The following is a 25009-nucleotide window of genomic DNA, read 5'->3' as shown; positions in this document are numbered from 1 at the left end:
GACCGGTCGTCGCACCGGCTCGCCGGTGCGTCCTACTGGCCGGCGGCGGCGTACTTGGCCTCGGTGGCGGCCTTGGCGGGCCGCCACCAGTCCTCGTTCGCGCGGTACCAGTCCACGGTCGCCTCGAGCCCGGAGCGGAAGTCGGTGTACAGCGGCGTCCAGCCGAGCTCCTCGCGGAGCTTGGTCGCGTCGATCGCGTACCGCAGGTCGTGGCCCGGGCGGTCGGCGACGTGGTCGAAGTCCTCGGCGTCGCGGCCGAAGATCTCCAGCAGCGTGCGCACCACCTCGAGGTTGTTCTTCTCGCCGTCCGCACCGATCAGGTACGTCTCCCCCGAGCGACCCTTGTCGATGATGGCCCACACCGCGCTGTTGTGGTCCTCGACGTGGATCCAGTCCCGCACGTTGAGCCCGGCCCCGTACAGCCGGGGCCGGATCCCGTCGATCAGGTTGGTGACCTGGCGCGGGATGAACTTCTCGATGTGCTGGTACGGGCCGTAGTTGTTCGAGCAGTTCGAGATGGTGGCCTCGATGCCGAACGACCGCGCCCAGGCGCGCACGAGCAGGTCCGAACCGGCCTTCGTCGAGGAGTACGGGCTCGACGGGTTGTACGGGGTCTCCGCCGTGAACCGTTCGGGGGTGTCCAGCGGCAGGTCTCCGTACACCTCGTCCGTCGAGATGTGGTGGTACCGCACGCCGTGCTTGCGCACGGCCTCCAGCAGCGTGAACGTGCCCACCAGGTTCGTCTGCACGAACGGCGACGGGTCGTTCAGGGAGTTGTCGTTGTGGGACTCGGCGGCGAAGTGGACCACGAGGTCGGACGCGGCCACGAGCTCGTCCACCAGGGGAGCGTCGGTGACCGATCCCTCGACGAGCGTCACCTTGTCGGCGACCGGCGCCAGCGAGGTGCGGTCACCGGCGTACGTGAGCGCGTCGAGCACCGTCACCTGGACGTCCGGGCGGTCGCGGACCGTCTGGTGGACGAAGTTCGAACCGATGAAACCGGCACCGCCGGTGACGAGCAGACGCATTGAGGGGTCCTCCTGGTGGGGTGTCGAGCGTGGAAAGCCTAGCCGAGCCTCCCAGGGGCGGTCGTACGGCCGACGGCGGCCTGGCGGTAACCTGTGCCTGCACGCACGCCGGTACACGCCGGCGCACATCGTGAGGAGCCCCGGAAGTGAGCTTGTACGAAACTGCGGTCGACATGTCCAACCGGAACTCGAGCCAGACGCTCGAGGCCGAGTTCGTGGGTGAGGGCCGGACCGTCCTCGACGTCGGCTGTGCCAGCGGCTACCTTGCCGACGCCCTCAACGTCCAGGGCTGCAAGGTCAGCGGCATCGAGCTCGACGCCGAGGCCGCGGAGATCGCACGCCCGAAGCTGGACAAGCTCGTGATCGGGAACCTCGAGGAGGTCGCGCTGGCGGACGCCTTCGCCGGCTCGACCTTCGAGCGGATCGTGTTCGGCGACATCCTCGAGCACCTGAGCGACCCCGCCGCGGTCCTGACCTCGGCCCTGGAGATCCTCACCGACGACGGCGAGATCATCATCTCGGTGCCGAACGTCGCGCATGGCTCCCTCCGGCTCGCGCTCATGCAGGGGCGGTGGAACTACACGCCGACGGGTCTCCTCGACAACACCCACATCCGCTTCTTCACGTACGAGGGGCTCGTCGACATGCTGGCCTCCGTCGGCCTCGTCGTCCGGGAGGCGTGGAGCACGTCGCTCGACCCCCTGGGCACCGAGGTCGCCGTGTCGGCCGAGGACCTCCCGGACGGGGTCGTCGACTGGGTGCGCCACCAGCCGCGCGCGCTCGACTACCAGTACGTGGTGCGCGCCTCCCGGGGGAAGCCGGACGGTCCGCCGCCCGAGGTCCAGCCCGCCGTCCCCGCGGAGGAGTGCCGGTTCGACGACATCTACGCCCACCGCGCGCACGCGGCGGCGGAGGAGGCGCACAGGGCGCTCGTGTCACGGGACAACATCATCGGGCTCGAGTCGCAGATCGCGCGTCTCGAGAAGGACCTCGAGAAGGCTCGCAGCGAGGCGAACGAGGTGCACGCCCAGCTCGCTCTGGCAGCCGAGGACCGGCAGGCCGTGTACCGGTCCGCCACGTGGCGTGCGGGCCGGCTGGTGCTCACCCCGCTCAACGTCGTCAAGCGGAACAGGGGCTGACGACGGTGACCATGTTCTCAGTCATCACCCCCGTCTACGACCCGCCGGTCGACGTCCTGGCAGACACCATCGCCTCGGTACAGGCACAGACCTTCACCGACTGGGAGTGGATCCTGGTCGACGACGCCTCGCCCGACCCGGCCGTGCTGCGGGTGCTGCGGGACGCGGCCGCCTCGGACGCCCGGATCCGCGTGGTGGAGCGGAACGTGAACGGGCACATCGTGGCGGCGTCGAACGACGGCATCGCCGAGGCACAGGGCGAGTTCCTCGCCCTCCTCGACCACGACGACCTCCTCACCGAGGACGCCCTGGCGGCGATGGCGTCGGCGATCGAGAAGCATCCCGACGCCGACTACCTGTACTCCGACGAGGACAAGGTCGCCGCCGACGGCACGTTCTACGACGAGTTCGACAAGCCCGACTGGTCGCCCGAGCGGCTGCGGGGACAGATGTACACGAGCCACCTGTCGGTGCTGCGGACCTCCCTGGTCCGGGAGGTCGGTGGGTTCCGGGAGGGCTTCGAGGGCTCGCAGGACCACGACCTGGTGCTCCGCGTGACAGAGCGGGCCAGGCGCGTCGTGCACGTCCCCGAGGTGCTCTACCACTGGCGGGTCGTCGAGGGCTCGACCGCCGGCGACGAGAACGCCAAGCCCTACACCTGGGAGGCGGGACGCAGAGCTGTCCAGTCGCACGTCGACCGGGTGGGCATTCCGGCCGACGTCGAGCTGGGCCCCGTGCCCGGCACCTACCGGCTGGACCGCAGGGCCGTGCCCGGAGGCATGGTCAGCGTGGTCATCCCGACCCGCGGCAGCGACGGCATCATCTGGGGTGAGCGCCGCACGTTCGTGGTCGAGGCGGTGCGGAGCCTGATCGAGCAGGCGGGACCCGTCGACCTCGAGATCGTCGTGGTGCACGACGCACCCACACCTCCGCAGGTCCTGGACCAGCTGCGAGAGCTGGCCGGGGAGCGCCTCGTCCTCGTGCCGTACGACAAGCCGTTCAACTACAGCGAGAAGTGCAACATCGGCGTCCTCGCCTCGCACGGCGGCATCGTCATGCTCCTGAACGACGACATCGAGATCGTCACGCCGGGCTTCGTCCAGATGCTCGTCGCGCCGCTCTACGAGCCGGGGGTCGGGATGACCGGCGCCCGGCTGCTCTTCACGGACAACACGCTCCAGCACGCCGGCGTCGTCTACCGGCGCGGCGACCCCGGTCACGTGTACTACGGCGAGCCCGACGAGTCGTACGGGACGGCGAGCGCACTCCTGCTGAACCGTGAGGTGACGGCCCTGACCGGCGCCTGCCTGGCGATGCAGCGCCGCACGTTCGACGAGGTCGGTGGTCTGTGCGAGGCGCTGCCGGCGAACTTCAACGACGTCGACCTGTCGCTGAAGGTCGCGTCGCGCGGGCTGCGCCTCCTGTGGCTCGCCGGGGCGCGGGCCTACCACTTCGAGTCCAAGACGCGTGAGGCGGTGGTCCACGCCTGGGAGCACCTGCACCTCAAGGGCCGGTGGGCGTCCGAGGACGTGGACCGGTACATGCCGAACGAGCGGGCGGTCTGAGAGACCCCCGTGCTCGGGTGACAGCGCGGGAGAGGCCGGGCAGCGTCCGCTGCCCGGCCTCTCCCGTCGGTGCTCCGCCCGTGAGGACGTCAGTTGATGACGAAGTCCGCCGGGGTCCGGACCGGGCCCAGCGACTGCCCGTCGCCGGAGACCGAGAAGGTGGCCGCGACCGGGACGTGGTGGAGCTCCGTGCCGGCGCCGTCGCGCAGCGTCGCCCGGACCGCGTACTCGTCAGGTCCGAGGTGAAGGCTGTGCAGGTAGAAGGCGCAGCGGGTCACGTCCTTGAGGGGCCCCAGCTCACGGTCGAGCATCGTGGTGCTCGTCATGTAGAGCGTCGTACCCATCGACGTGGTGACGCCGATCTCGATCACCGCTCCTTCGAGCAGCCGGTCGGAGGTGATCTCCATGGCGACGTGGAGGCCCTCACCCGGGCTCAGGGTGATCTCGCTCGTCTGGCCCGACTCCGAGCGGAGCGAGATGCCCGCGAAGCGGGCGACGGGCTGCTCGACCCCGGACGCTGCCGCCTTGCGCTCCTGCTCGGCGACCCGGGTCTCCTCGAAGTCGGCCCTCAGAGCGCGCAGCGCGTCTCGAGGGCTGCCGTCCTCGATGACCCTGCCGTGCTCCAGGACGATGGCGCGGTCGCAGAACTCCGCGACCTGCTCGAGGCTGTGGGTCACGAGGACGATCGTGCGGCCCTCCGCCTGGAACTGGCGGATGCGCTCGAGGCACTTGCGCTGGAACGGCTCGTCGCCGACGGCCAGGACCTCGTCGACCAGGAGGATGTCCGGGTCGACGTGCACGGCGACCGCGAACGCGAGCCGCACGTACATGCCCGACGAGTAGAACTTCACCTGGGTGTCGATGAACTTCTCGATCCCGGAGAACTCCACGATCGCGTCGAAGTACTTGTCGGTCTGCTCGCGCGAGATGCCCAGGATCGAGGCGTTGAGATAGACGTTCTCACGGCCGGTCAGGTCAGGGTGGAACCCTGCACCGAGCTCCAGGAGGGCGGCCAGGCGACCGCGGATCCTGACCGACCCCTGGTCGGGCTGCAGGATGCCGCCGATCATCTTGAGCAGGGTGCTCTTGCCGGAGCCGTTGGGCCCGATCAGGCCGACGGTCGTGCCGGCCTCGATCGCGACGTCGACGTCCCTCAGGGCCCAGAAGTCTTCCTTGAACTTCTGGGACCGGCCGAAGTTGACGACGCGCTCCTTGAGCGACTTCTCCTTGCGGATGACGAACCTCTTCGAGAGGTTCTCGATCTCGACGACGGTGGTCATCACAGCTCCTGAGCGAAGTTGGCCTGCAGGCGGGTGAAGATGCGCTGCGCCACCCACAGCAGGAGGATCCCGACGGCGAGCGCGATGCCGAGCCGCAGAGCCAGGTCCGGCACGTGCGCGTAGGGGACCTTCGTCTCCGGGTGCACGCCGTCGCCCGCGGCCCAGAACGTCTCCTGGAAGCCGATCACCGCAAGCGTGATCGGGTTCGACAGGTAGATGTTCATGACGAGCTCCTGCGTCGCCGGGCTCATCGTCGTGTCGAGCAGCGCGTCCCGCACGAAGCTCCACAGGTAGACGATCGGCGAGAGCCAGAAGAAGACCATGATGAAGATGTCCACCAGGTACTGCACGTCGCGCAGGTACACGTTGACCGCGCTCAGGATCAGGGACATCGCGGTCGCGAAGACGACCAGCACCGCGAGAGCGAGGGGGAAGTACACCCAGTCGTCGCCCACGGGGAACTTGCCCACGACGATCGTCGCAAGGACGAGGACGACGAGCTGGACGCCGAAGTTGAAGAGAGCCGACCCCACGGCACTGAGGGGGAAGATCTCGCGCGGCAGGTAGATCTTCTTCACCAGGCCGGCGTTCGCCACGACGGACCCCGTCCCGGCGAGGATGGCCTCCGAGTAGAAGCCCCACGCGGTGAGACCGGCGTAGATGAAGATCGCGAAGTCCACGACGCTCCGCGCGGCACCGAGGAACTGACCGAGCGCCAAGTAGTAGATGAGGAGCATCGCGAGCGGGCGGCCGAGGCTCCAGAGGAAGCCCGCCGCGCTGTCCTTGTACCGGGCCTTCAGCTCGCGACGCACGAGCATGCCGAGCAGCTCACGCTGCGCGACCAGGTCGCGGATGGACGAGACGGTGCCGGTGGCGAACCCGCGGCGAGGCCCGGCAGGGCGCAGGGGTTCGCTCGCGATCGCGGCGGAGCGGTCGGTGACGACTGACGACATTTCTTTCAAGGTCTCCACTCTGCCCATGCCGAGCGGTATGAGAACCGTTCATCGGGCCGGGCAACTGTATCGAATCCGGGGCATGTGCCGTGACAGCGGGGGGTACGCAGCCCGGTGCGCGGTGAGCGTTGATGCGGCCTCGATTAGTCTTGGGCCGGACCCCCCCAAAAAAGCATGAGGAGCACAAGTGTCACCAGCGAGCACGCCACCCGGTCGCTGGACCGGTGGCCGGGCGGCGACGAGCCTGACTGTCTGCTCCTGGGCGCTGGTGGTCCTCTTCGTCGTCGTGACGCTCGGCAGCCCCCTGGCGGGGAGGACGACGTTCCTGGGCGTCGACCTGATGCTCACCACGGCCCCGTGGAGCTCGGCTCTGGGGCCCGGCGGGTCGCACGTGCCGTTCGTGGGAGACACCGTCGACTCGGTGGTACCGCAGTCGGTGCTCATCGTCGACGGCGCCCGCGAGGGCTACCTGGCGGAGTGGAACCCGTACCAGAGCGGGGGGTCGGAGCTCGGCGGCATGCCGAACTCCGGGGTGTACTCGCCGCTGTCCCTGCCGTGGTGGATCTTCCCGCACGAGTACGCGCCGGGAGCGGTGAAGCTCCTGGAGATCGTGGCGATCGCCGCGGGGATGTCGCTGCTCCTCCGCCGCTACGGGCTGCCGCCCGCCGCCTGGGCGCTCGCCACGGCGGTCTACTCGGCGTCCGGCTTCATGATCTCGTGGACCAACTGGCCCCAGACCCGCGTCGCCGCCTTGATCCCGCTGTTGTTCTGGGTCCTGGACCGGGCGGCGGTCCGGCCGAGGTGGTGGGACGCCGGCGCGGTCGGCCTCGTGGTGGGGTCCATGCTGCTCGGCGGGTTCCCCGCGGTGACCGCCTACGGCCTGTACGCGGGCGCCGCCTATGTGGTGGTGCGGGCGGCCGTCGTGCACAGGAGCGTCCTCGCGACGCTCCGGGCCGGCGTCGTCGCGTTCGCAGGCGTCCTGTTCGGCTTCGTCCTGGCCGGCTGGCAGATCGTCCCGTTCGCCTACAACGCCATGACGGTCATCGACTTCGACGTGCGGCAGCAGGGAACCTCGTCCCACCTCGCGCTCGACGCCCTGGTGACGGCCTTCGTGCCCGACCTCCTCGGCACGGCGAACAGCCCCGCGTTCTGGGGCGCCGCGAGCCCCGTCGAGCGGCTCTCGTACGTCGGCATGGCCGCGGTGGTGCTTGTCGGCGCGGCGCTCGCGGTCCGTGGACGGCAGCGGCCCGCCCCCTCCGTCGTCCCGTTCCTCCTCGGCGGGCTGGCACTCACGGTCGTCCTCGTCTATGTGGGCGGGCCCGTCCTCGGGCTCTTCCAGCACCTGCCCGTCTTCTCGAACAACCCGGTGGCCCGCGTCCGCGTGCTCGTGGGCTTCTTCGCGGCCCTCGTCGCCGCGTTCGGGCTGGCCGCCGTCCTCGACGCCCGCCGTCCGGTCGACGGCGTCCTCGGAGCGGGCTCGGACGTCCGCGAGCGGCTGGTCGTCGTCGTCCGGCTGCTCGGTGCGCTGGCGCTCGCCGCAGGGGTGACCGCCCTCGTGGTCTCTGTCGCCCGGCGGGCGCCGGACCACGTGCACGCGGCGATGCAGGTGCGGGGCGCGTTCGTGGTGACGATCGCGGCGGTGTCCCTCGTGCTGCTCGCCTGGTTCGTGCGCCGTCGATGGGTGTCCGTCGTCGCGGGGATCGGCCTCGTCGCGCTCGTCGTGGGGCCCGCCGCGTCCCTCGCCCGCTCGTGGTGGCCCACGCCCGACGCCGACCTCTTCTACGCGTCCACCCCGACGCACGAGTTCCTCGACGAGAACCTCGGCGGTGACCGGTACGCCACCCTGGGACAGGTGATGCTGCCCGGCACGAGCACGATGTACCAGCAGCGGTCGCTGGGCGGGCACGTGTTCATGACGTCGGAGTGGCGCGAGGCGCTGCTGGCGGTGGACGACATGGCCCTGCTCACTCCCACCTACTCCATCCTCCACCCCGCCAACGTCGCGCACTCGCTCACCAACCCGCTCCTGGACCGGCTGGCCGTCCGGTACGTCGTCGCGGGCCCGGCCGACGGGCTGGTCGGCCGGATGGAGCCGGGGCCGGCCGGGGAGGCCACCGCCCTGCCGGTGGGCCGGACGCTCACCGCGGAGGGCTCGGGCCCTGCCCGCGGCGTCCTGGTGACGTTCCCGGAGGCGGTGGGTTCGACGGGACCCGAGGGCCTGACCCTCACCGTGCGCCTTCGCGGGACGGACGGCGAGCCTCTCGCCGAGACGTCGACGACGGCGTCCTCCCTCGCGGGAGGGCGGTTCGTCGCGCTCGCCGCCGACGACCTCGCGGCCGAGACACCGTGGACCGTCGAGCTCGAGATCTCTGGGGCACCCTCGGGCGGGTCCGTCCAGACCCTCTCCGACGGGACCCTCGCCTACGGCACCGTCCGGCCCGCGGACGACGGGCTCCGTGTCGCCCACACCGGTGACGCGACCGTGTACGAGCGCACCACGGCGCTGCCCCGGGTCCGGTGGGCGGGTTCCGAGCTCGCAGTGGAGGACGTGGAGGACCGGGTCCGCGCGCTGACCGACCCGGCGACGCCCCACGACGCTGTCGTCCTCGAGGACACCGAGGACCTGCAGGGCCTCGACGGGTCCTCGGGTGCCACCGTGACCGAGGTCGTGACGGACCTCGACCACGTGACCGCAGAGGTCGACGCCCAGGGCGACGGGTGGGTCGTCGTGGCGGACTCCTTCCGGCGCGAGGGCTGGACGGCCTCGCTCGACGGCGAGCCGGTCCCCCTGGTGGCCGCGGAGCACGTCGCGGGCGCCGTCTTCGTCCCGGAGGGCGAGCACGTGGTGGAGCTCGAGTACCGCACCCCCTTGCTGCGCGAGGGCCTGTGGGTGTCAGCAGCGGGACTGGTCCTGCTCGCCGGCGGGGCGGCGCTCGCCGTAGCACAGGAGCGCCGGCGTGGGCGAGCGGCCGGCTCGTCGCCGAGGACGGCCGAGACACCGTGACCGGCGGCACGGCAGGGGTGGCCGCCCCGGCGCGCAGGTGGGACCGGGTGGGCGACGCCGTGCGCTCGGCCGTGGGCAGCCGGACGTTCCTGGCGGTGGTGGTGGCGCTCTACGCGGCTCAGGCCGCGTGGATCGCCCTGCTCGCGCGACCGTCGATCTACGACGAGACCTACCACCTCTACGCCGCGACGGCGTTCTCCGACGAGCTGTTGCCGTTCGCGACGCAGGACGCGGACGACCACGGCGTCGGAGACATCGAGCGCTATCCGTCGTACCTGTACCACTACCTGGCGAGCTTCCCCTGGCGATGGTTCGACCACTGGGACCGCGACGACCGCATCACGCTCGTCCGCCTCGTGTCGGTGGTGGTCGTCGCCCTGGCGCTCGTGGTGTGGCAGCGGGTGATCCGTGCGATGGGAGCCGGTGCCGCCTCGGCCAACGTCGCCGTCGCAGCGGTCAGCGCCGCGCCGACGCTGGTCTTCCTCGGGGGCACGGTCACCAACGACGTCCTGCTCTTCCTCACCACGGCGTGGTTCACCCTGGCGGCGCTCCGGGTCTACCAGTCGCCCACCGTCGACCTGGGCCGATGGGCCACCCTGCTCCTCGCCCTCGGTCTGGTGGGCGTCACCAAGTTCTCCGTCCTGCCGTACGCGGCGTTCGTGATGGCGGCGGTCCTGGTGCGACAGGCCCTGCTGCTGCGCAGGCTCGGCCGGAGCGGGGTCAGCATGCCCCGGCCGGCGACCCGGGCCGCCCGCTTCCGGTGGGCGCTCCTCGTCCTGGGCGCCGTGGTGGGGGTCGCGCTGCTCGTCGAACGGTTCGGGGTGAACCTCGTCGTGTACGGCACGCCGCTGCCCGACTGCGGTCAGGTCCACGACGTCGCCACGTGCTCGCAGTGGCTGCCGTGGGGGCGGAACCTCCGGCTCGACGCGTCGTTCCCGGACCTGGCGGTGACGCCCAGCCTCGTCGTGACGTTCTTCTCGTCGGTGTGGCTGCCCAGGATGATCTGGCTCTGGAACGCCATCGGTGTCGTCGGGCCCGGCAACGTCGCCCTCACGTCCGCCGGTCCGGAGGTCGCCGGCGTCGTCGTCCTGGGTGGCGCCTTCACGCTCGTCGCGGTCCTCGTCCTGCTCCTGCCGCTCCTGGGCCGCGAGAACGGGCCCCTGATGCTCCTGGGTGGCTCGCTGGCGTTCGGTGTCGCTCTCTTCGTCGTGAACCTGGTCGACTACCGAACGCTCGGCCAGCCGGTCGGCGTGCACGGCCGCTACGTCCTGGCGGTGTTCCCCGTGCTCGTGGGGGCCGCGACGATCGCCGTCTCCCGAGCCCTCGGGGGAGCCACCCTCTGGAAAGGGCTTCTCGTGCTCCTCCTGACGGTCGCTGCCAGCCAGGGCGGCGGAGCGATCGCCTTCCTCACCCAGTCCACGCCGGACTGGTGGGCGCACCGTCCCGCTCTGGTCGAGGTCCACGAGCGCCTCGCGCACGTCGCACGGGTGGTGGTCCTCGAGGACGACCTCGTCCGTGACCCGAGGCTCAACCCCAGCTCCCCTTAGCGCACTCACTACGATGGGGGCACTGCTGGTGACGTTCTGAGCCGGCGTGTCTCGTCCACCCAACCCTGGAGGTCCTGTGAACCCGTCCCCGAACAACGCCACGCCTGAGGGCGGAACGCGTCCGGGGGTCGTATCGGTGATCCTGGTGAACTACAAGGGCGCTGAGGACACGATCACGTGCCTGAAGTACTTCGGCGAGGTCGACTGGCCCGCCGATCAGCTCGAGCTGATCGTGGTCGACAACGACTCCCAGGACGGGAGCGCGGAGCGCATCCGGGCGGCTGTCCCGCAGGCGACGGTGATCGACTCGGGCGGCAACCTGGGGTTCGCCGGGGGTTGCAACCTCGGCGTCGAGCATGCCACCGGTGAGTACGTCGGGTTCATCAACAACGACGCCCGGCCCGGCCCTGGCTGGATCCGCGCGGCTGTCGACGCGATGGCCGCCGACCCGACGATCGGTTCCGTGGCCTCGAAGGTGCTGGACTGGGACGGCAAGCTGATCGACTACGTCGACGGTTCCCTCACGTGGTACGGCATGGGCTACAAGCGCGAGGCCGAGTGGCCCGACTCCGCGGAGTACGACGAGCCCAAGGACGTCCTCTTCGGGACGGGCGCCGCGATGTTCCTCCCCGCAGACGTGTACCGGGCGGTCGGCGGGTTCGACGAGCGCTTCTTCATGTTCTACGAGGACGTCGACCTCGGCTGGCGGCTCAACCTGCTGGGCTACCGGGTGCGCTACGTGCCGGGGTCGGTGGCGTACCACAAGCACCACGTCACCATGAAGAAGTTCGGCAACTACCGGGAGTCGTACCTCCTGGAGCGCAACGCGCTCCTGTCGATGTACAAGAACCTCGACGACGAGTCGCTGGCGAAGGCGCTGCCCGCGGCGATGGCGCTCGCCGTCCGCCGCTCGATCGCCCGCACCGGGACCGACGCCGCGATGCTGGACCTGCAGCTGCGCCCCGGCGGCGACGACGTCGGCACGGTCGAGGTCGACAAGATGGCCCTGACAGGGCCGCTCGCCATCGACTACTTCGTGGAGCAGCTGCCGGGCCTGCACGAGTCCCGGACGGCGCTGCAGGCGCTCCGGCGCCGTTCGGACCGGGAGCTGTTCCCGCTCTTCCGGCACGCGCTCGAGCCGGCGTACGCGATCGAGGGCTACAACTCGGCGCACGACGCGCTCGTCGAGGCGTTCGGCGTCGCCGAGCACTTCGTCTCGCGGCAAAGGGTACTCGTCGTCACGGGGGAGCCGCTCCTCGAGAAGATGGCCGGTCCCGCCATCCGCGCGTGGGAGATCGCCCGGGCGGTGGCGCCGTTCGCTGACGTGCGTCTGCTCTCCACGGCGGGCGTCCGCGTGACCTCGCCCGAGTTCGAGATCGTGCACGCGACCGGTCACAAGCTGCGCGAGCAGACGGACTGGGCCGACGTCATCGTCTTCCAGGGCTTCCTGCTGGAGGGCGCGCCGTGGCTGAAGGAGAGCAGCAAGATCCTGGTCGCGGACGTCTACGACCCGATGCACCTGGAGCAGCTCGAGCAAGCCCGTGACCTCGGCCCGGAGGGCCGGGCTCTCGCGATCAAGGAGACCACGCGGGTGCTCAACGAGCAGCTGCGCCGTGCGGACCTGGTGCTGTGCGCCTCGGAGAAGCAGCGCGACTTCTGGCTGGGCCAGCTCGCCGGCCAGGGGCGCATCAACCCGGCGATCTACGACGAGGACCAGTCGCTCGACTCTCTCGTGGCCGTGGTGCCGTTCGGCGTGTCGGACGAGGCGCCCGTCCAGCGCAAGCACGCGATCAAGGGCGCGGTCCCGGGCATCTCCGTGGACGACAAGGTCATCCTGTGGGGCGGTGGCGTCTACAACTGGTTCGATCCGCTGACGCTGGTCCGCGCGGTGGACCGCCTGCGGCACCGGCACCCTGAGGTGCGGCTGTACTTCCTGGGGCTCAAGCACCCGAACCCGGGCGTGCCCGACATGAAGGTCGCCTGGGAGCTCCAGCAGCTCTCCGGCGAGCTGGGGCTCACCGGCAAGCACGTGTTCTTCAACGAGGGATGGGTCCCGTACGCGGAGCGCGCGGACTACCTGCTCGACGCCGACCTGGGGGTGTCGACCCACTTCCACCACATCGAGACAGCGTTCAGCTTCCGCACGCGGATCCTCGACTACCTGTGGGCGGGCCTGCCCATCGTGGCGACGAGCGGCGACACCTTCGACTCGCTCATCACCGGGCACGGGCTCGGCGCCACGGTGCCGCCGCAGGACGTCGAGGCGCTGGAAGCGGCGCTCGAGCACTTCCTGTTCGACGACGAGGCGGTGTCCGCCGCCCGGGCCGCCGTGGCAGCGTTCGCCGACGAGCTGCGCTGGGCCAAGGTCCTCGTGCCCCTCGTGGAGTTCTGCCGGTTCCCGCGGCGTGCGGTGGACCTCGCCTACGAGCTGGGTGACTCGGAGACGACGGCCCGCGGCTTCGCGCGGCCGCGGGGCCTCATGTCGGACCTGCGGCTCGCGCGGGAGTACCTCCGTGCCGGCGGCCTCGGCGAGGTCGCGCGCCGCGCGAGCGGCCGCGTGCGACGTCAGCTCTCGAGCGACGGCCGCTAGCAGCAGGGGGCACGACGGCGTCCGCCGTCGTGCCCCGGTCGTCGCGGCGCCGGGTCACGCTCCCGCGTGCCTCGAGCCCTCCCGCCGCGTCCGCAGCGCCTCCGGCAGCGCCCGGGCGTAGTCCCGCAGCGCCCGCCAGCGCGCTGACACGACGGGCCGGGGCTCGGTCCCCAGGACCGTGTGCCGCAGGGCCCCGAGCGTCTGCCGGGCCGCGCTGCGCAGCACCACGGGCCAGGCCGCGTACCGGGTGAGCACCACGAGGGAGTTGCGCGTGTTGTAGTACCGGAAGAGCGGGCTCACCCCGCCGCCCGTCGACGCCATGTGCCGGTGGTGGGCCACCGCCTCGCCGCAGTAGACGATGCTCCAGCCGGCCCGTCGCAGGCGGAACGACAGGTCGGTGTCCTCGTAGTACAGGAACAGCGAGGCGTCGAACCCGCCGACCTCCCGCAGCGCCTCGGCGCGCAGGAGCGACGCGCCGCCGTAGAGGCCGAACACCTCCCTGCCGCCGGCCTCCTCGCCGTCGGGCACGCCGTAGTCGCGGTCTCCGGCGGCGCCGGCCGCGCTCAGGACGTTCCCGGTGGAGTTCACCAGCGCGCGGCCCTGGTCGTTCCGCTCGGCGAGCAGGACCTTCGCCGTCACCGCGCCGACCCGCTCGTCCGCCGCGGCCGCGCCGTCGGCCGTCTCGACGAGCCTGCGCACCGCGTCCTTCTCGAACCACGCGTCGTTGTTGAGCAGCACGACGTGCTCGGGAAGGCCAGGACCACCGGCCACGACGTCCGCGGTGCCGGCCGCCACGCCGCCGGCGAACCCGAGGTTCGCCTCCGTCACCAGCACCCGTACGCCGGGGTACCGCGCGGCGAGGAGCGCGGTGGTCCCGTCCGTGCTGGCGTTGTCGACCACGAGGACCTCGAGGTGCCCCTCGGGGAGGTCCTGGGCCAGCAGGGAGTCGAGGCAGTCGGGCAGGAGATGGGCCCCGTCCCAGGTGACGACGACCACCCGGACCCGGGGCGAGGACGCTCCGTTCACAGGTGGCTCACCGCCCCGGCCGGCGCGGTTCCCGCGGCGTCGCGGTACGCGTCGAGGTGCAGCTCGGCGCTGCGTGCCCACGTGTACCCGGCGGCGTTGGTGAGCGCGGCGGCGGACAGCTTCTCGTGGTGGGACAGGGCGTGGGCGATGCCGTCCGCGACGGCCCTCGCGTCCTGTGCGGGGACGAGCACGGCGCCGTCCCCGCTCACCTCGGCCATCGACGTCTCCGCCGTCGTGACCACGGGCACGCCGTGGGCCTGAGCCTCGAGGACCGGCATGCCGAAGCCCTCCCACAGGGACGGGAAGCAGAAGACGGTGGCACCGGCGTAGGCCGCCTGCAGGTCGGCCGCGCTGACCTGCCCGGTCCGGTGCACCCGGCCCGGCGGCAGCGCGGAGAGGCGCTCGGTGAGTGCTGAGGGCGCGCCGCCCCATCCGTCCGGACCGACGAGCACGAGATCGAGCTCCGATCCCTCGTCGAGCAGCCGGGCGTAGGCGTCCAGGAGCACGCCGAGGTTCTTGCGCGGCTCGATGGCGCCGCACCACAGTACGTAGTCCCGCTCGAGCCGGAACCGTTCGCGCAGCTCCGGGACGCGGCCGCGGGCTCCGGCGTCGGCTCGGACGCCGTGCGGCACCACCTGGACGCGGTCGGCGCCGATCCCCTCGGCCACGGCGTCAGCCCTCGTCGCCTCGGAGGGGACGACGACCACGTCGGCCTCGCGGCGGGTCAGCTCCAGAGCACGCTCGAAGAAGGCGACGCCGCGGCGCGTGAAGTGCTCGGGGCTGCGGCGGAAGGCGAGGTCGTGGACGGTCACCACGAGCGGTGCCGAGCGCGGTGGGACGGCCCAGGTGGTCGCGTGCACGACGGCGGGCGAGCGCCCGGGCGTGCCGTCGCCGGCTCCCGGGGGACCCGGGACCGCCGGCCGGCGCAGCCTGCTCCACGACTCGTAGAGCGCCGCCCGCGGCAGCCGCGAGGTCACGACCGGGAGCCCGGGAGGTCCCAGCGGGGCCTCCGTGCCTCCGGGAGCGGGCGCGGGACGAGCCCGGACTCCGTACGGTTCGACGTCCCCCCGGTCGAGGAGCGCGCCGGCCAGCTCGCGGATGTAGGTGCCGGACCCGCCGGGTACGGGCTGCCAGAGCTGCTCCACGGTGAGCGCGACGGAGAGGGGTGGTTGCACGGTGCCAGCCTAGGGCGCCGGTAGAATCGCAGGACACGCCACCCGCGACCGAAGGTCATCATGAAGCTCTTCGTGCAGATTCCCTGCCTCAACGAGGAGGAGACGCTCCCGCTCGTCCTGGCCTCGATCCCTCGCGAGATCCCCGGCATCGACGAGGTGGAGATCCTCGTCATCGACGACGGGTCCACGGACAAGACCGTCGAGGTGGCCCGGCGGCTCGGCGTCAAGCACTTCGTGCACCACACACGGAACATGGGTCTTGCCCGCTCGTTCCGCGACGGGGTCGACTACGCGCTGAAGCAGGGCGCGGACATCGTCGTGAACACCGACGGCGACAACCAGTACCCGCAGGAGAAGATCGGCGAGCTCGTCGCCCCGGTCGTGAAGGGTGACGCCGACATCGCGATCGGCGACCGGCAGACCGCGACGATCGCGCACTTCTCGCCCTTCAAGAAGCTGATGCAGAAGGTCGGCAGCGAGGTGGTGAACTTCGCGGCGGGCACCAACCTGCCGGACGCCGCGAGCGGTTTCCGCGCCTACTCGCGGGCTGCGCTCATGCACCTGAACGTGGTCACGCAGTTCAGCTACTGCATGGAGACGATCATCCAGGCCGGCAACAAGCGCCTGCGGATCGTGAGCGTCCCCATCACGACGAACCCCAAGACGCGGGAGTCCCGCCTCTTCAAGAACATCGGGCAGCACATGATGAAGTCGGGGCAGGCGATCAGCAGGTCGTACATCATGTTCAAGCCGCACGTGGTCTTCGTGTCCCTGGGGTCGCTGTTCCTGCTCGGGGCGCTCGTGCCGTTCGTCCGCTTCCTGGTCCTCGTCGCGACGGGGCAGGCCGGAGAGCACATACAGTCGCTGATCTTCGGTTCAGCCATGCTCGTCGGTTCGCTGCTCAGCTTCGCGCTGCTCGTCATCGCGGATCTCCAGCGGACCAACCGGGTGCTGCTCGAGGAGACGCTGGAGAGGCTCAAGGAGGTGCAGTACGGCGACGTCGACGGTGTCGCGGGCCCCGCGCGCATGATGCGCGGAGAGGCCCGGCCCGCAGAGGAGCGGCTGAGCCCTGAGGTCGACGACGTCGTCGCGGCCGGGGACGGTCGGCGCGCCCGGTGATCGTCTCGTTCGGTACCTACGACGCAGACCGCCACCCCCGCGTCGCCGTCCTGGTCGCCGGACTCCGAGCGAACGGCGTTCCGGTCCGCGAGGTCAACCGGCCGCTCGGCCTCTCGACGGCTGAGCGTGTGCGCATGCTGCAGCAGCCCTGGCGTCTTCCGGTCCTGGCGCTGCGCCTTCTCGCGTGCTGGTCCGGTCTCGTCGCGGGCGCGCTCCGGGCAAGGCGGGAGGACGGGGCGCCCCAGGCCGTGCTGGTGGGGTACATGGGCCACTTCGACGTGGTGCTGGCCCGGCTGCTGTACCCGCGCACGACGATCGTCCTCGACCACCTGATCTTCGCCGGCGACACGGCGGTCGACCGGGGCGCGTCCGGGCTCCGGTCGCGTCTCCTCACCGGGCTCGACCGTCTGGCGACGGCCAGCGCGGACGTCGTGGTCACCGACACCGACGAGCACCGGCAGATGCTGCGGCGGCCCGGGAAGGGCGTCGTCGTGCTGGTCGGTGCCGCGGACACGTGGTTCGAGGCCGGTGACGCGACCGCCCGGTCGCGGACGGAGGGCGACCCGCTCCGCGTCATCTTCTACGGGCTCTTCACGCCGTTGCAGGGGACGCCGGTCATCGCCGAGGCGGTCGCGCGTGCGGTCGCTGCGGGCGTGCCTCTCCAGGCCACCATCGTCGGGACGGGCCAGGACGAGCCGGCGGTCCGGCTCGCGCTCTCCGGCGTCGACGGGGTGACGTGGCACGACTGGGTCGCGCCGCGGGACATGCCGGCCCTCGTGGCGGCGCACGACGTCTGCCTGGGGATCTTCTCCGACACCCCCAAGGGTGTGCGCGTGGTGCCCAACAAGGTCTACCAGGGGCTGGCCGCCGGTTGTGTCGTCGTCACGTCCGACACGCCCCCGCAGCGGCGGACGGTCGGTGACTTCACCGAGCTGGTGCCTCCCGCCGACCCGGCGGCCCTGGCGGCCCGGCTGAGCACCCTGGCCGATCCTGACCGCCTCGACGAGGCGCGCGCCCGTGCGCGGGCCGGCCGGGCGGGCGTCAGGCCGTCGGTCGTCGTCGCGCCGCTCGTCGAGGTGCTGCGCACCGCAGGGGTGCTCGGATGAGGCTCCTCCGCGCGCTCGTGTCCTGGCTGCGCTCCCCGATCGCCCGGTGGGTCTTCCTCGCGGTGGCAGTCGGGGGCGCCGCGTGGTTCGTCGCCCGGTCGTGGCACGACCTCGAGCGCGCGGCCGACGAGCTGTCCGTCGGCACGGTCCTGGCGACGACGGGGCTCGGTCTCGTCTACGTCTGGTGCACCATGCTCGCCTGGCGGGTCCTCCTCGCCGACCTCGGGTCTCCGCTGTCCCTGCCGGCGGCCTTCTCGGTGTTCGGCATCAGCCAGGTCGGGAAGTACGTGCCGGGCGGGGTGTGGAACGTGGTCGCCGCCGCCGAGATCGGATCCGACCACAGCGTGCCGCGGGCGCGGTCGCTCGCGGCGATGGCGGTCGCGGTCCTCGTGTCGGTCGTCTCGGGCTCCGCTGTCGGGGCGCTGACGGTGCCCTTCCTCGCAGCGGGCTCGCTCGGTCAGTGGTCATGGGTCGCATGGGCGGCACCGGTGGTCGTCGTCGCCCTGCTGCCACCCGTCCTGAACCGCCTGATCGGCGTGGCACTCCGTATCGGCCGGCGCGAGCCGCTCGAGCACCCGCTCACCTGGCAGGGCCTCGGCCGGGCCACTGCCTGGTCGGTCGCGGGCTGGGCGGTCGCCGGGACGCAGCTCTGGGTCCTCGCGACGGGCGTCGGCATGCAGGTGTCGACGCGCTCGTTCGCGCTGGCGGTCGGGGGATGGGCGCTGGCCTGGGTGGTCGGGTTCCTCGTCGTGGTGGTGCCGGCCGGAGCCGGTGTCCGCGAGGCCGTGCTCGCCATCGTGCTCGCGGCGTGGCTGTCCCCGGGGGCGGTGACCTTGACGGTCCTCGTCAGCAGGGTGGTCCTCACTGCCGTGGACTTCGCGTTCGCCGGCGTGGGCCTCGTCCTCGCGCGCCGACGGAGGAACGTCACGGTGCCACGGTGACGGACGCGCAGCCGATCCGGGGGTTCGGCCCGCCGGCCGTGTCGATCGCGTAGACGCACACGGTGTGCGTCCCGGGCGTGGTGGTCACCGACGTGTGGAAGCCGTGGCGGTCGCCGTTCCCGAACACCCGCTGCACGTCGGGGCGCAGCAGGTCCGCCGTGACGGCACGCCGTGCCACGCCGTCCACGTAGACGTGCACCCTGATCGGCGCGGACGTGTCGGGGTCTGCCGCCCAACCGCGGACGACGATCGAGCCGGCGCTCGTGGTGGCGGCGTCCAGGTGCCCGTGGGGCAGGGCGGTGGCGACCTGGACCGTCCCGCACCCGATCCGGGGGTTGGGCCCGCCGGTGCTGTCGATCGCGTAGACGCACACCGTGTGCTGCCCGACCGTGGTTCGCAGGGTGAGGTCGAAGCCGTGCGCCGCACCCCTCCGGTACACGGCCTGCACGTCTGGGCGTGACCCGGCCGCGGTGGTGGCGGCCGTCAGCCGCCCGTCCACGTAGACGTGCACCTTGATGGGGTCCACCGTGTCCGGGTCCAGTGCCCAGCCCGCGACCCGTACGGTGTCGTTGCGCGGGGAGCTGAGGACGTCGACGCGCCCGATCGGCAGCCGCCGGACCGGCTGGCCGAACCACTCCGTGAAGCGGAGGAAGAAGTTGCGGTTGCCGTACGACGAGCACGCGTCGCCGGTGCCGTTCCCCGCCGCGATCGCCGCGGCGTTCGGCTGGTACGGCGTGTAGTTGTAGAGCCCGGCCGTGGCCTGGTTCCGGATCAGCACGTCGGAGGCGCCGCACGCGGCGTCGGGGTGGTAGGCGATGGTGTTCCACCGACCGGTCTGGTGCGTGAAGGACGCCGGCTCGGCGGCGTACTGACGGAGTCGTGCGGCGGCGTGCCAGACCTGGTTCGAGAAGCCCGCGTACTGCGGCTCGCACACTCCCGTCGTCGGGCAGCGGAAGCCCATCGCCCGCTCGTAGGCGACCGGAGGCCTTCCGGTCGTGGAGATGACCAGGCCCTGCTCCTTCTGGAGCATCACCAGCAGCACCTGGGGGTTGACGCGGCACGACGACGCGGTCCGCGCGACGATGGCGGAGGCCGTCTCGCCGGCACGCCCGGAGTATCCGCCGGGGCAGAAGCTCGTGGCAGTCCGGGACGGCGTGCTCTCCCGGAAGTCCTTGAGGCAGGTGCTGCCCGCCACGGCGACGCAGTCGCTGCCCTTCAGCCGCACGAACTCGTCGACCTGCGCGGCCGACATGGCCCCCGAGTCCCAGAAGAGCGCGTCCGTGATGATGTAGCCGGGGTCGAACGTCACGGGCTCCGCGGACGCGCTCGGCACCTGCGCGCTCGCGCCGAGCGCCAGAGTCACGGCCAGGGCTCCGAGCCCACGCAGCAGACCAGGCATCGCACCCTCCGGGATCGTCGAGATGCATCTTGACCATAGACCCGGCGTGCCCGCCGCGACAGCCCCTGGCCGCGGCGGGTTGCGCCGCACAGTTGCTAGGGTCGGCCCTCGGCGGGAGAGCGGCTCCTGACCGACGTCTCCTGGAGGACCTTCCGTGCGCACCCTGCTCGACGCGACCGCCGTGCCCGCAGACCGGGGCGGGGTCGGCCGCTACGTCGACGAGCTCGTCCCGCGGCTCGTCGACGCCGGCGTCTCGCTCGTCATCGCCGCGCAGGAGCGTGATGCCGAGCTCTACGGCGCGCTGGTCCCGGGTGCGGAGATCGTCGCCGTGCCCTCGGCCCTCGAGCGGCGGGCCGTCCGCATGGCCTGGGAGCAGACGGGTCTGCCGAACCTCGTGCGGTCCGTGCGCCCCGACGTGGTGCACAGCCCGCACTACACGATGCCGCTGGCGGCCTCCTCGCTGGGCGTCCCGGTGGTGGTGACCCTTCACGACGCCACGTTCTTCACCACTCCGGAGCTCCACCTGCGGTCGAAGGCGGTCTTCTTCCGCAACGCCATCCGCGTCGCGGTCCGGCGCGCCGCGGCGCTCGTGGTGCCGTCTCGGGCGACCCGCGACGAGGTGCTCCGCGAGGCGGGGGGCGATCCCGCGCGCTTCCACGTGGCCTACCACGGGGTGGACGCCGGCCGGTTCCATCCCGTGAGCGAGGCGGACCGCGAGCGGGTGCGCTCGACCCTGGGGATCGGCTCGGCCGCGTACGTCGGCTTCCTCGGTACGCTCGAACCGCGCAAGAACGTCCCCGCGCTGGTCCGTGGCTGGGTCGAGGCCTGTGCCGGGAGCGCTGAGCCGCCCGCGCTCGTGCTCGCCGGGGGGAAGGGCTGGGACGCGGGCATCGACGGGGCTGTGGCAGCGGTCCCGTCCCACCTCGAGGTGGTGCGTCCTGGCTACCTGCCGCTCGACGACCTGCCTGGCTTCCTCGCCGGGGCGCAGGTGCTCGCCTACCCCAGCCTCGGCGAGGGGTTCGGGCTGCCCGTCCTGGAGGCGATGGCATGCGGTGCCACCGTGCTCACCACGCGGGAGCTGTCGCTCCCGGAGGTCGGAGGTGACGCCGTGGCGTACTGCGGCACGGACGACGCGTCGATCGCCGGCTCGCTCCGCCGGCTCCTGGCGGACGCCCCAGAGCGTGAGCGGCTGGCCCGAGCGGCGGCCGAGCGGGCCGCCACGTTCACCTGGGAAGCGGCCGCGCAGGCGCACGTCGAGGCCTACGAGGCGGCTCGCCGACGCTGAGCCTGGCCGTAGGATCGAGGACGGCCCCGCACAGGCGGTCGCCATCGCACACGTGGCACGGGGATCCGCCTCCCTGCCTCAGAAGACCTGGAGGACGCTCGACGTGACGGAGACCAAGACCGCTCGCTGGCTCGTGGTGGGAGCGGGCGGGATGCTCGGACAGGACGTCGTGGCCGCCGCCACCGCGGCCGGTCACGACGTGACCGGCCTCTCCGGCCGGGCAGCCCTCGACGTGACTGACGCCGCCGCCGTCCGGGCCGCACTGGTCGGGTACGACGTGGTCGTCAACTGCACGGCGTGGACCGCCGTCGACGACGCGGAGTCGCACGAGGCCGAGGCCTTCGCCGTGAACGCGGTGGGCGCGGCGAACCTCGCGCGCGCGGCGGAGGAGGCCGGGGCGAGGCTCGTGCACGTGTCGACCGACTATGTGTTCGACGGGGTCGCCTCCGCCCCCTACGCCGAGGACGAGGCGCTGGCGCCCCGCTCCGCGTACGGGCGGACGAAGGCGGCGGGGGAGTGGGCCGTGCGATCGGCCTCGCCGGAGGCGCTGGTGGTCCGGACGGCGTGGCTCTACGGCGCGGGAGGCGGGTGCTTCCCCAAGACCATCGCCCGTGTGGCCGCCGAGCGCGAGTCGCTGACCGTCGTCGACGACCAGGTGGGTCAGCCGACGTGGACGGTGGACCTGGCCGACCTCCTGGTCCGCCTGGTGGCTGCCGCGGTGCCCGGCGGCATCTACCACGGCACGTCGTCCGGCCAGGTCTCCTGGTGCGGCTTCGCGAGCGAGGTGGTGGCGTCGGCCGGCCTGACGACCAAGGTCGAGCCGGTCACGAGCGAGCAGTTCGTGCGTCCCGCGCCGCGGCCCGCGTACTCGGTGCTCGGCCATGACGCCCTCGTCGCCGCCGGAGTAGAGCCCATCGGTGATTGGTCCGCGCGGTGGCAGGCAGCGGCGGGGACGGTTCTCGCCGGCTGATCCTCTCCCGGAGCGCTTCCACAGGGCGAGACAGCCGAGGATCGTTATGATGCCGGACACAGGCACCCGCCTCGTCGGCCGCGCCCGGTCGGCCCAGACTGTTGGAGACCCCCATGCCCTTGGCACCCCTCGCTCCGAACGCATGGCTCCGTTGGGACGTCGTTCGCGGCGTGCTCCCGAAGGAGCGCGTCTCGCTTCTCGAGGTGGGATGCGGCCAGGGCGCGTTCGGGTCGAGGCTCGCGACGATGTACGACTACACCGGGGTCGAACCCGACCCGGTCGCGCACGCGGCTGCCGTGGCCGCTGTCGGCGCCGCGGGGAACACGGGGCGGGTCGTCAACGGGGACGTGTCGTCGCTCGGAGCGGGCCGCACGTTCGACGTCGTCTGTGCGTTCGAGGTGCTCGAGCACATCGAGGACGACGAGAAGGCGCTGGCGCAGTGGGTCGAGCGCGTGCGGCCGGGCGGGCTCGTCGTCCTCTCGACGCCGGCGTGGCAGTCGAGGTTCGGCCCGTGGGACTCGGCGGTCGGTCACTTCCGCCGGTACGACCCGGACGTGATGAGGGAGCGGCTCCGCGGAGCGGGGCTCGTCGACGTGGGCGTGCGGTGCTTCGGTGCCCCGCTGGGCTTCGTGCTGGAGGCCGCCCGGGACCGCCTGGCCAGCCATCGCACGGAGCTGCGCGAGGAGAAGCCCATCGAGGCGAGGACCGCCCGGAGCGGGCGCCTGTACCAGCCGTCGTCCGGCCTCCAGGGAGCCCTCACCCAGGTGGGGACCTTCCCGTTCCGGCTGGTCCAGCGGGCGTTCCCCGGGCGGGGAACGGGCCTCGTGGCCTGGGGAAGGCGCGCGCTGCCGGACTGACCTCCGGCGTCGAGACAGCACGGGAGGGCCGGACGATCGTCCGGCCCTCCCGCGCGTCCCGGGGATGTCTCGGGGTCAGCCGTCGAGGAGACCCAGGAGATACGTGCCGTAGCCCGACTTGATCAGGGAGCCGGCACGCTCGCGCAGCTCGTCGTCGGTGAGGAAGCCACGGCGCCAGGCGACCTCCTCGGGGGAGCCGATCTTCAGGCCCTGCCGGTGCTCGACGGTGCGGACGTAGTCGGACGCCTCGAGCAGCGAGTCGAAGGTGCCGGTGTCGAGCCAGGCGGTGCCTCGCGGGAGGACCTCGACCTGCAGGCGACCCTGCTCGAGGTACACCCGGTTGACATCGGTGATCTCGTACTCGCCGCGCGCGGACGGCTTGAGGTCGCGCGCGATCTCGAGGACGTCGTTGTCGTAGAAGTACAGGCCGGGCACCGCGTAGTTCGACTTGGGCTGGGCGGGCTTCTCCTCCAGAGAGAGGGCCCTGAACTGCTCGTCGAACTCGACCACGCCGTAGGCGGTCGGGTCGGCCACCCGGTAGGCGAAGACCGCGCCGCCGTCGATGTTCTCGAAGCGGGTCAGCTGGGTGCCGAGGCCGGGGCCGTAGAAGATGTTGTCGCCGAGCACCAGGGCAGCGGGGTCGGTACCGACGAAGTCGGCACCCAGCACGAACGCCTGGGCGAGCCCGTTGGGCTCGTGCTGGACGGTGTACTGGATCGAGACGCCGAACTGCGACCCGTCACCGAGGAGGCGCTCGAACTGTGGGGCGTCGTGCGGGGTGGTGATCACCAGGATGTCCCTGATGCCCGCCAGGATGAGCGTCGACAAGGGGTAGTAGACCATCGGCTTGTCGTACACCGGCACGAGCTGCTTGCTGGTGCCGAGGGTGATCGGGTGAAGCCGGGTCCCGGATCCGCCGGCAAGGATGATTCCGCGCATGGGAGCCTATTGTGCCCGATGGCGCGGTCACCTCGCGCCGGGAACGCCCGCTGCCCGGTCCTCCGGGCAGCGGGCGTTCCTGTCACGTCAGCCGAAGTGGCTCTCGCAGGCCTCGAGGTCGTTGTCGGCGTCGAGCCGGTGCACGTCGCCCAGCCCGCGCGCCATCCAGTAGTCGAACGTCGCCTGCGCCTCTGCCTTGCTGGCGAAGTCGGGGCAGTCCAGGTCCGGGGACGACGGGCGCACACCAGCGGGGAGGCCCGGGGCCGGCTGGGGGGCAGGGCGCCGCACGCCGAGGGTGTCGTCGCCGTCGCCGTCCCAGTCGCCGACGAGGGTGGTGTCGGTGGCCCGCCCGTAGGTCAGCGTGAGGTCGGCGGCACCGCCGGCGAAGCTGTTGGAGATGAAGTAGGTGCTGCTCCGCCGGACGGCGAGAGTGTCGTCGCCGTCGCCGTCCCAGTCGCCGACGAGGGTGGTGTCGGCGGCGCGCCCGTAGGCGAGCGTGAGGTCGGCGGCGCCACCGGCGAAGCTGTTGGAGATGTAGTACGTGCTGCCGCGGCGGACGGCGAGGGTGTCGTCGCCGTCGCCGTCCCAGTCGCCGACCAGGACGGTGTCCCCGGCCCGGCCGTACGCCACGACGGTCGTCGCGGCTCCGCCGAGGGTGTTGGAGATGTAGTAGGTGTTGCCGCGGCGCACGGCGAGGGTGTCGTCGCCGTCGCCGTCGCCGTCCCAGTCGCCGACCAGGACCGTGTCGTCGGCCCGGCCGTACGCCACGACGGTCGTCGCGGCTCCGCCGCCCAGGGTGTTGGAGATGTAGTACGTGTTGCCTCGGCGCACGGCGAGGCTGTCGCCCCCGTCGCCGTCCCAGTCACCGACGTGCACGCGGTCGTCGGCGCGGCCGTACGCCAGCACGCGGTTGGCGCTGCCCGTCCAGGAGTCGTTCAGGTAGTACATGGAGCCGCTCCCGCCGACCTCGCTGCCTTTGGCCAGCGCGGCCGGCGCGCCGGCGAGGACGAGGCCGACGGTGAGGGCGGCAACGGTGAGGACGGAGGAGGGTCGTGAGTGGTCCATGCCCTTCATTGTCCGACCTGC

Annotated in this window: 19 protein-coding genes; 11 read left to right on the top strand and 8 right to left on the bottom strand. The window is 71.8% G+C overall.

The features are described 5' to 3' along the window. Positions 1-32 precede the first annotated feature (32 nt). Positions 33-1028: a dTDP-glucose 4,6-dehydratase gene (rfbB, locus tag D1350_RS05115; protein ID WP_125774516.1), complete on the bottom strand. Its 996-nt coding sequence runs from the start codon at positions 1026-1028 to the stop codon at positions 33-35. A 146-nt stretch (positions 1029-1174) separates the two neighbouring features. Between rfbB and D1350_RS05110 the strand changes: the two genes are divergently transcribed. Beyond that, complete coding sequence (locus D1350_RS05110; RefSeq protein ID WP_125774514.1) at positions 1175-2167, top strand: class I SAM-dependent methyltransferase; 993 nt, start codon at positions 1175-1177, stop codon at positions 2165-2167. An 11-nt stretch (positions 2168-2178) separates the two neighbouring features. Further along, on the top strand, positions 2179-3732 hold the full coding sequence (locus D1350_RS05105; RefSeq protein ID WP_125774512.1) for a glycosyltransferase family 2 protein: 1554 nt from the start codon (positions 2179-2181) through the stop codon (positions 3730-3732). 89 nt (positions 3733-3821) lie between these two features. Here D1350_RS05105 and D1350_RS05100 read toward each other — a convergent pair whose 3' ends face one another. Both D1350_RS05100 and D1350_RS05095 read right to left on the bottom strand, forming a co-directional pair. After that, the gene (locus tag D1350_RS05100; RefSeq protein ID WP_125774510.1) at positions 3822-5012 is read right to left on the bottom strand and encodes an ABC transporter ATP-binding protein; all 1191 of its coding nucleotides are present in this window, start codon (positions 5010-5012) and stop codon (positions 3822-3824) included. Further along, positions 5012-5965, bottom strand: a complete 954-nt coding sequence (locus D1350_RS05095) for an ABC transporter permease (RefSeq protein ID WP_125774508.1) — start codon at positions 5963-5965, stop codon at positions 5012-5014. The genes D1350_RS05100 and D1350_RS05095 overlap by 1 nt, the downstream gene beginning before the upstream one ends. A 187-nt stretch (positions 5966-6152) precedes the next feature. Between D1350_RS05095 and D1350_RS05090 the strand changes: the two genes are divergently transcribed. From D1350_RS05090 to D1350_RS05080, 3 genes are all read left to right on the top strand, one after another. After that, on the top strand, positions 6153-8969 hold the full coding sequence (locus D1350_RS05090; RefSeq protein ID WP_125774506.1) for a glycosyltransferase family protein: 2817 nt from the start codon (positions 6153-6155) through the stop codon (positions 8967-8969). Beyond that, complete coding sequence (locus D1350_RS05085) at positions 8966-10516, top strand: hypothetical protein (RefSeq protein WP_125774504.1); 1551 nt, start codon at positions 8966-8968, stop codon at positions 10514-10516. The genes D1350_RS05090 and D1350_RS05085 overlap by 4 nt, the downstream gene beginning before the upstream one ends. Positions 10517-10592: 76 nt before the next feature. Next, positions 10593-13106: a glycosyltransferase gene (locus D1350_RS05080; protein ID WP_125774502.1), complete on the top strand. Its 2514-nt coding sequence runs from the start codon at positions 10593-10595 to the stop codon at positions 13104-13106. A gap of 54 nt (positions 13107-13160) precedes the next feature. Here the strand turns inward: D1350_RS05080 and D1350_RS05075 are convergent, their stop codons facing one another. Together D1350_RS05075 and D1350_RS05070 are read right to left on the bottom strand one after the other, a co-directional pair. Next, the gene (locus tag D1350_RS05075) at positions 13161-14132 is read right to left on the bottom strand and encodes a glycosyltransferase family 2 protein (RefSeq protein WP_164545032.1); all 972 of its coding nucleotides are present in this window, start codon (positions 14130-14132) and stop codon (positions 13161-13163) included. Beyond that, positions 14129-15307 carry a glycosyltransferase family 4 protein gene (locus tag D1350_RS05070; RefSeq protein WP_125774497.1) on the bottom strand — a complete coding sequence of 393 codons (1179 nt, stop codon included), beginning with the start codon at positions 15305-15307 and terminating at the stop codon, positions 14129-14131. The genes D1350_RS05075 and D1350_RS05070 overlap by 4 nt, the downstream gene beginning before the upstream one ends. A gap of 60 nt (positions 15308-15367) precedes the next feature. Here D1350_RS05070 and D1350_RS05065 point away from each other — a divergent pair, with 60 nt between their 5' ends. Genes D1350_RS05065 through D1350_RS05055 form a run of 3 tightly spaced genes read left to right on the top strand, consistent with a single transcriptional unit; the run spans position 15368 to position 18473 of the window. Further along, on the top strand, positions 15368-16426 hold the full coding sequence (locus D1350_RS05065; protein ID WP_125774496.1) for a glycosyltransferase family 2 protein: 1059 nt from the start codon (positions 15368-15370) through the stop codon (positions 16424-16426). Continuing rightward, positions 16423-17532 carry a glycosyltransferase gene (locus D1350_RS05060; protein WP_125774494.1) on the top strand — a complete coding sequence of 370 codons (1110 nt, stop codon included), beginning with the start codon at positions 16423-16425 and terminating at the stop codon, positions 17530-17532. The genes D1350_RS05065 and D1350_RS05060 overlap by 4 nt, the downstream gene beginning before the upstream one ends. Further along, positions 17529-18473, top strand: coding sequence for a lysylphosphatidylglycerol synthase domain-containing protein (locus D1350_RS05055; protein ID WP_125774492.1), 945 nt, complete (start codon positions 17529-17531; stop codon positions 18471-18473). Before D1350_RS05060 ends, D1350_RS05055 begins: the two co-directional genes overlap by 4 nt. On the opposite strand, the gene D1350_RS05050 is transcribed toward D1350_RS05055, so the two are convergent. Beyond that, positions 18457-19872, bottom strand: coding sequence for a hypothetical protein (locus D1350_RS05050; protein ID WP_125774490.1), 1416 nt, complete (start codon positions 19870-19872; stop codon positions 18457-18459). The genes D1350_RS05055 and D1350_RS05050 overlap by 17 nt on opposite strands. A 154-nt stretch (positions 19873-20026) precedes the next feature. On the opposite strand from D1350_RS05050, the gene D1350_RS05045 reads away from it, so the two are divergent. The 3 genes from D1350_RS05045 to D1350_RS05035 all read left to right on the top strand — a co-directional run bounded on the left by D1350_RS05045 (position 20027) and on the right by D1350_RS05035 (position 22984). Further along, a complete protein-coding gene (locus tag D1350_RS05045) occupies positions 20027-21157 on the top strand; it encodes a glycosyltransferase family 4 protein (RefSeq protein WP_125774488.1) in 1131 nt (376 codons plus the stop codon). A gap of 103 nt (positions 21158-21260) precedes the next feature. After that, positions 21261-22127: a dTDP-4-dehydrorhamnose reductase gene (gene rfbD, locus D1350_RS05040; RefSeq protein ID WP_125774486.1), complete on the top strand. Its 867-nt coding sequence runs from the start codon at positions 21261-21263 to the stop codon at positions 22125-22127. Positions 22128-22240: 113 nt separating this feature from the next. Then, a complete protein-coding gene (locus D1350_RS05035; protein WP_125774484.1) occupies positions 22241-22984 on the top strand; it encodes a class I SAM-dependent methyltransferase in 744 nt (247 codons plus the stop codon). 75 nt (positions 22985-23059) lie between these two features. On the opposite strand, the gene rfbA is transcribed toward D1350_RS05035, so the two are convergent. Together rfbA and D1350_RS05025 are read right to left on the bottom strand one after the other, a co-directional pair. Continuing rightward, entirely contained in the window at positions 23060-23923 is an 864-nt protein-coding gene (gene rfbA, locus D1350_RS05030; protein WP_125774483.1) for a glucose-1-phosphate thymidylyltransferase RfbA, read from the bottom strand. Positions 23924-24010: 87 nt separating this feature from the next. Next, the gene (locus D1350_RS05025; protein ID WP_125774479.1) at positions 24011-24988 is read right to left on the bottom strand and encodes a hypothetical protein; all 978 of its coding nucleotides are present in this window, start codon (positions 24986-24988) and stop codon (positions 24011-24013) included. Between the last annotated feature and the right edge of the window lie 21 nt (positions 24989-25009).

Origin of the sequence: Antribacter gilvus (assembly GCF_003946865.1) — a bacterium.
Taxonomy (GTDB): domain Bacteria; phylum Actinomycetota; class Actinomycetes; order Actinomycetales; family Cellulomonadaceae; genus Antribacter; species Antribacter gilvus.
This window is presented reverse-complemented; position numbering and strand designations above follow the sequence as displayed.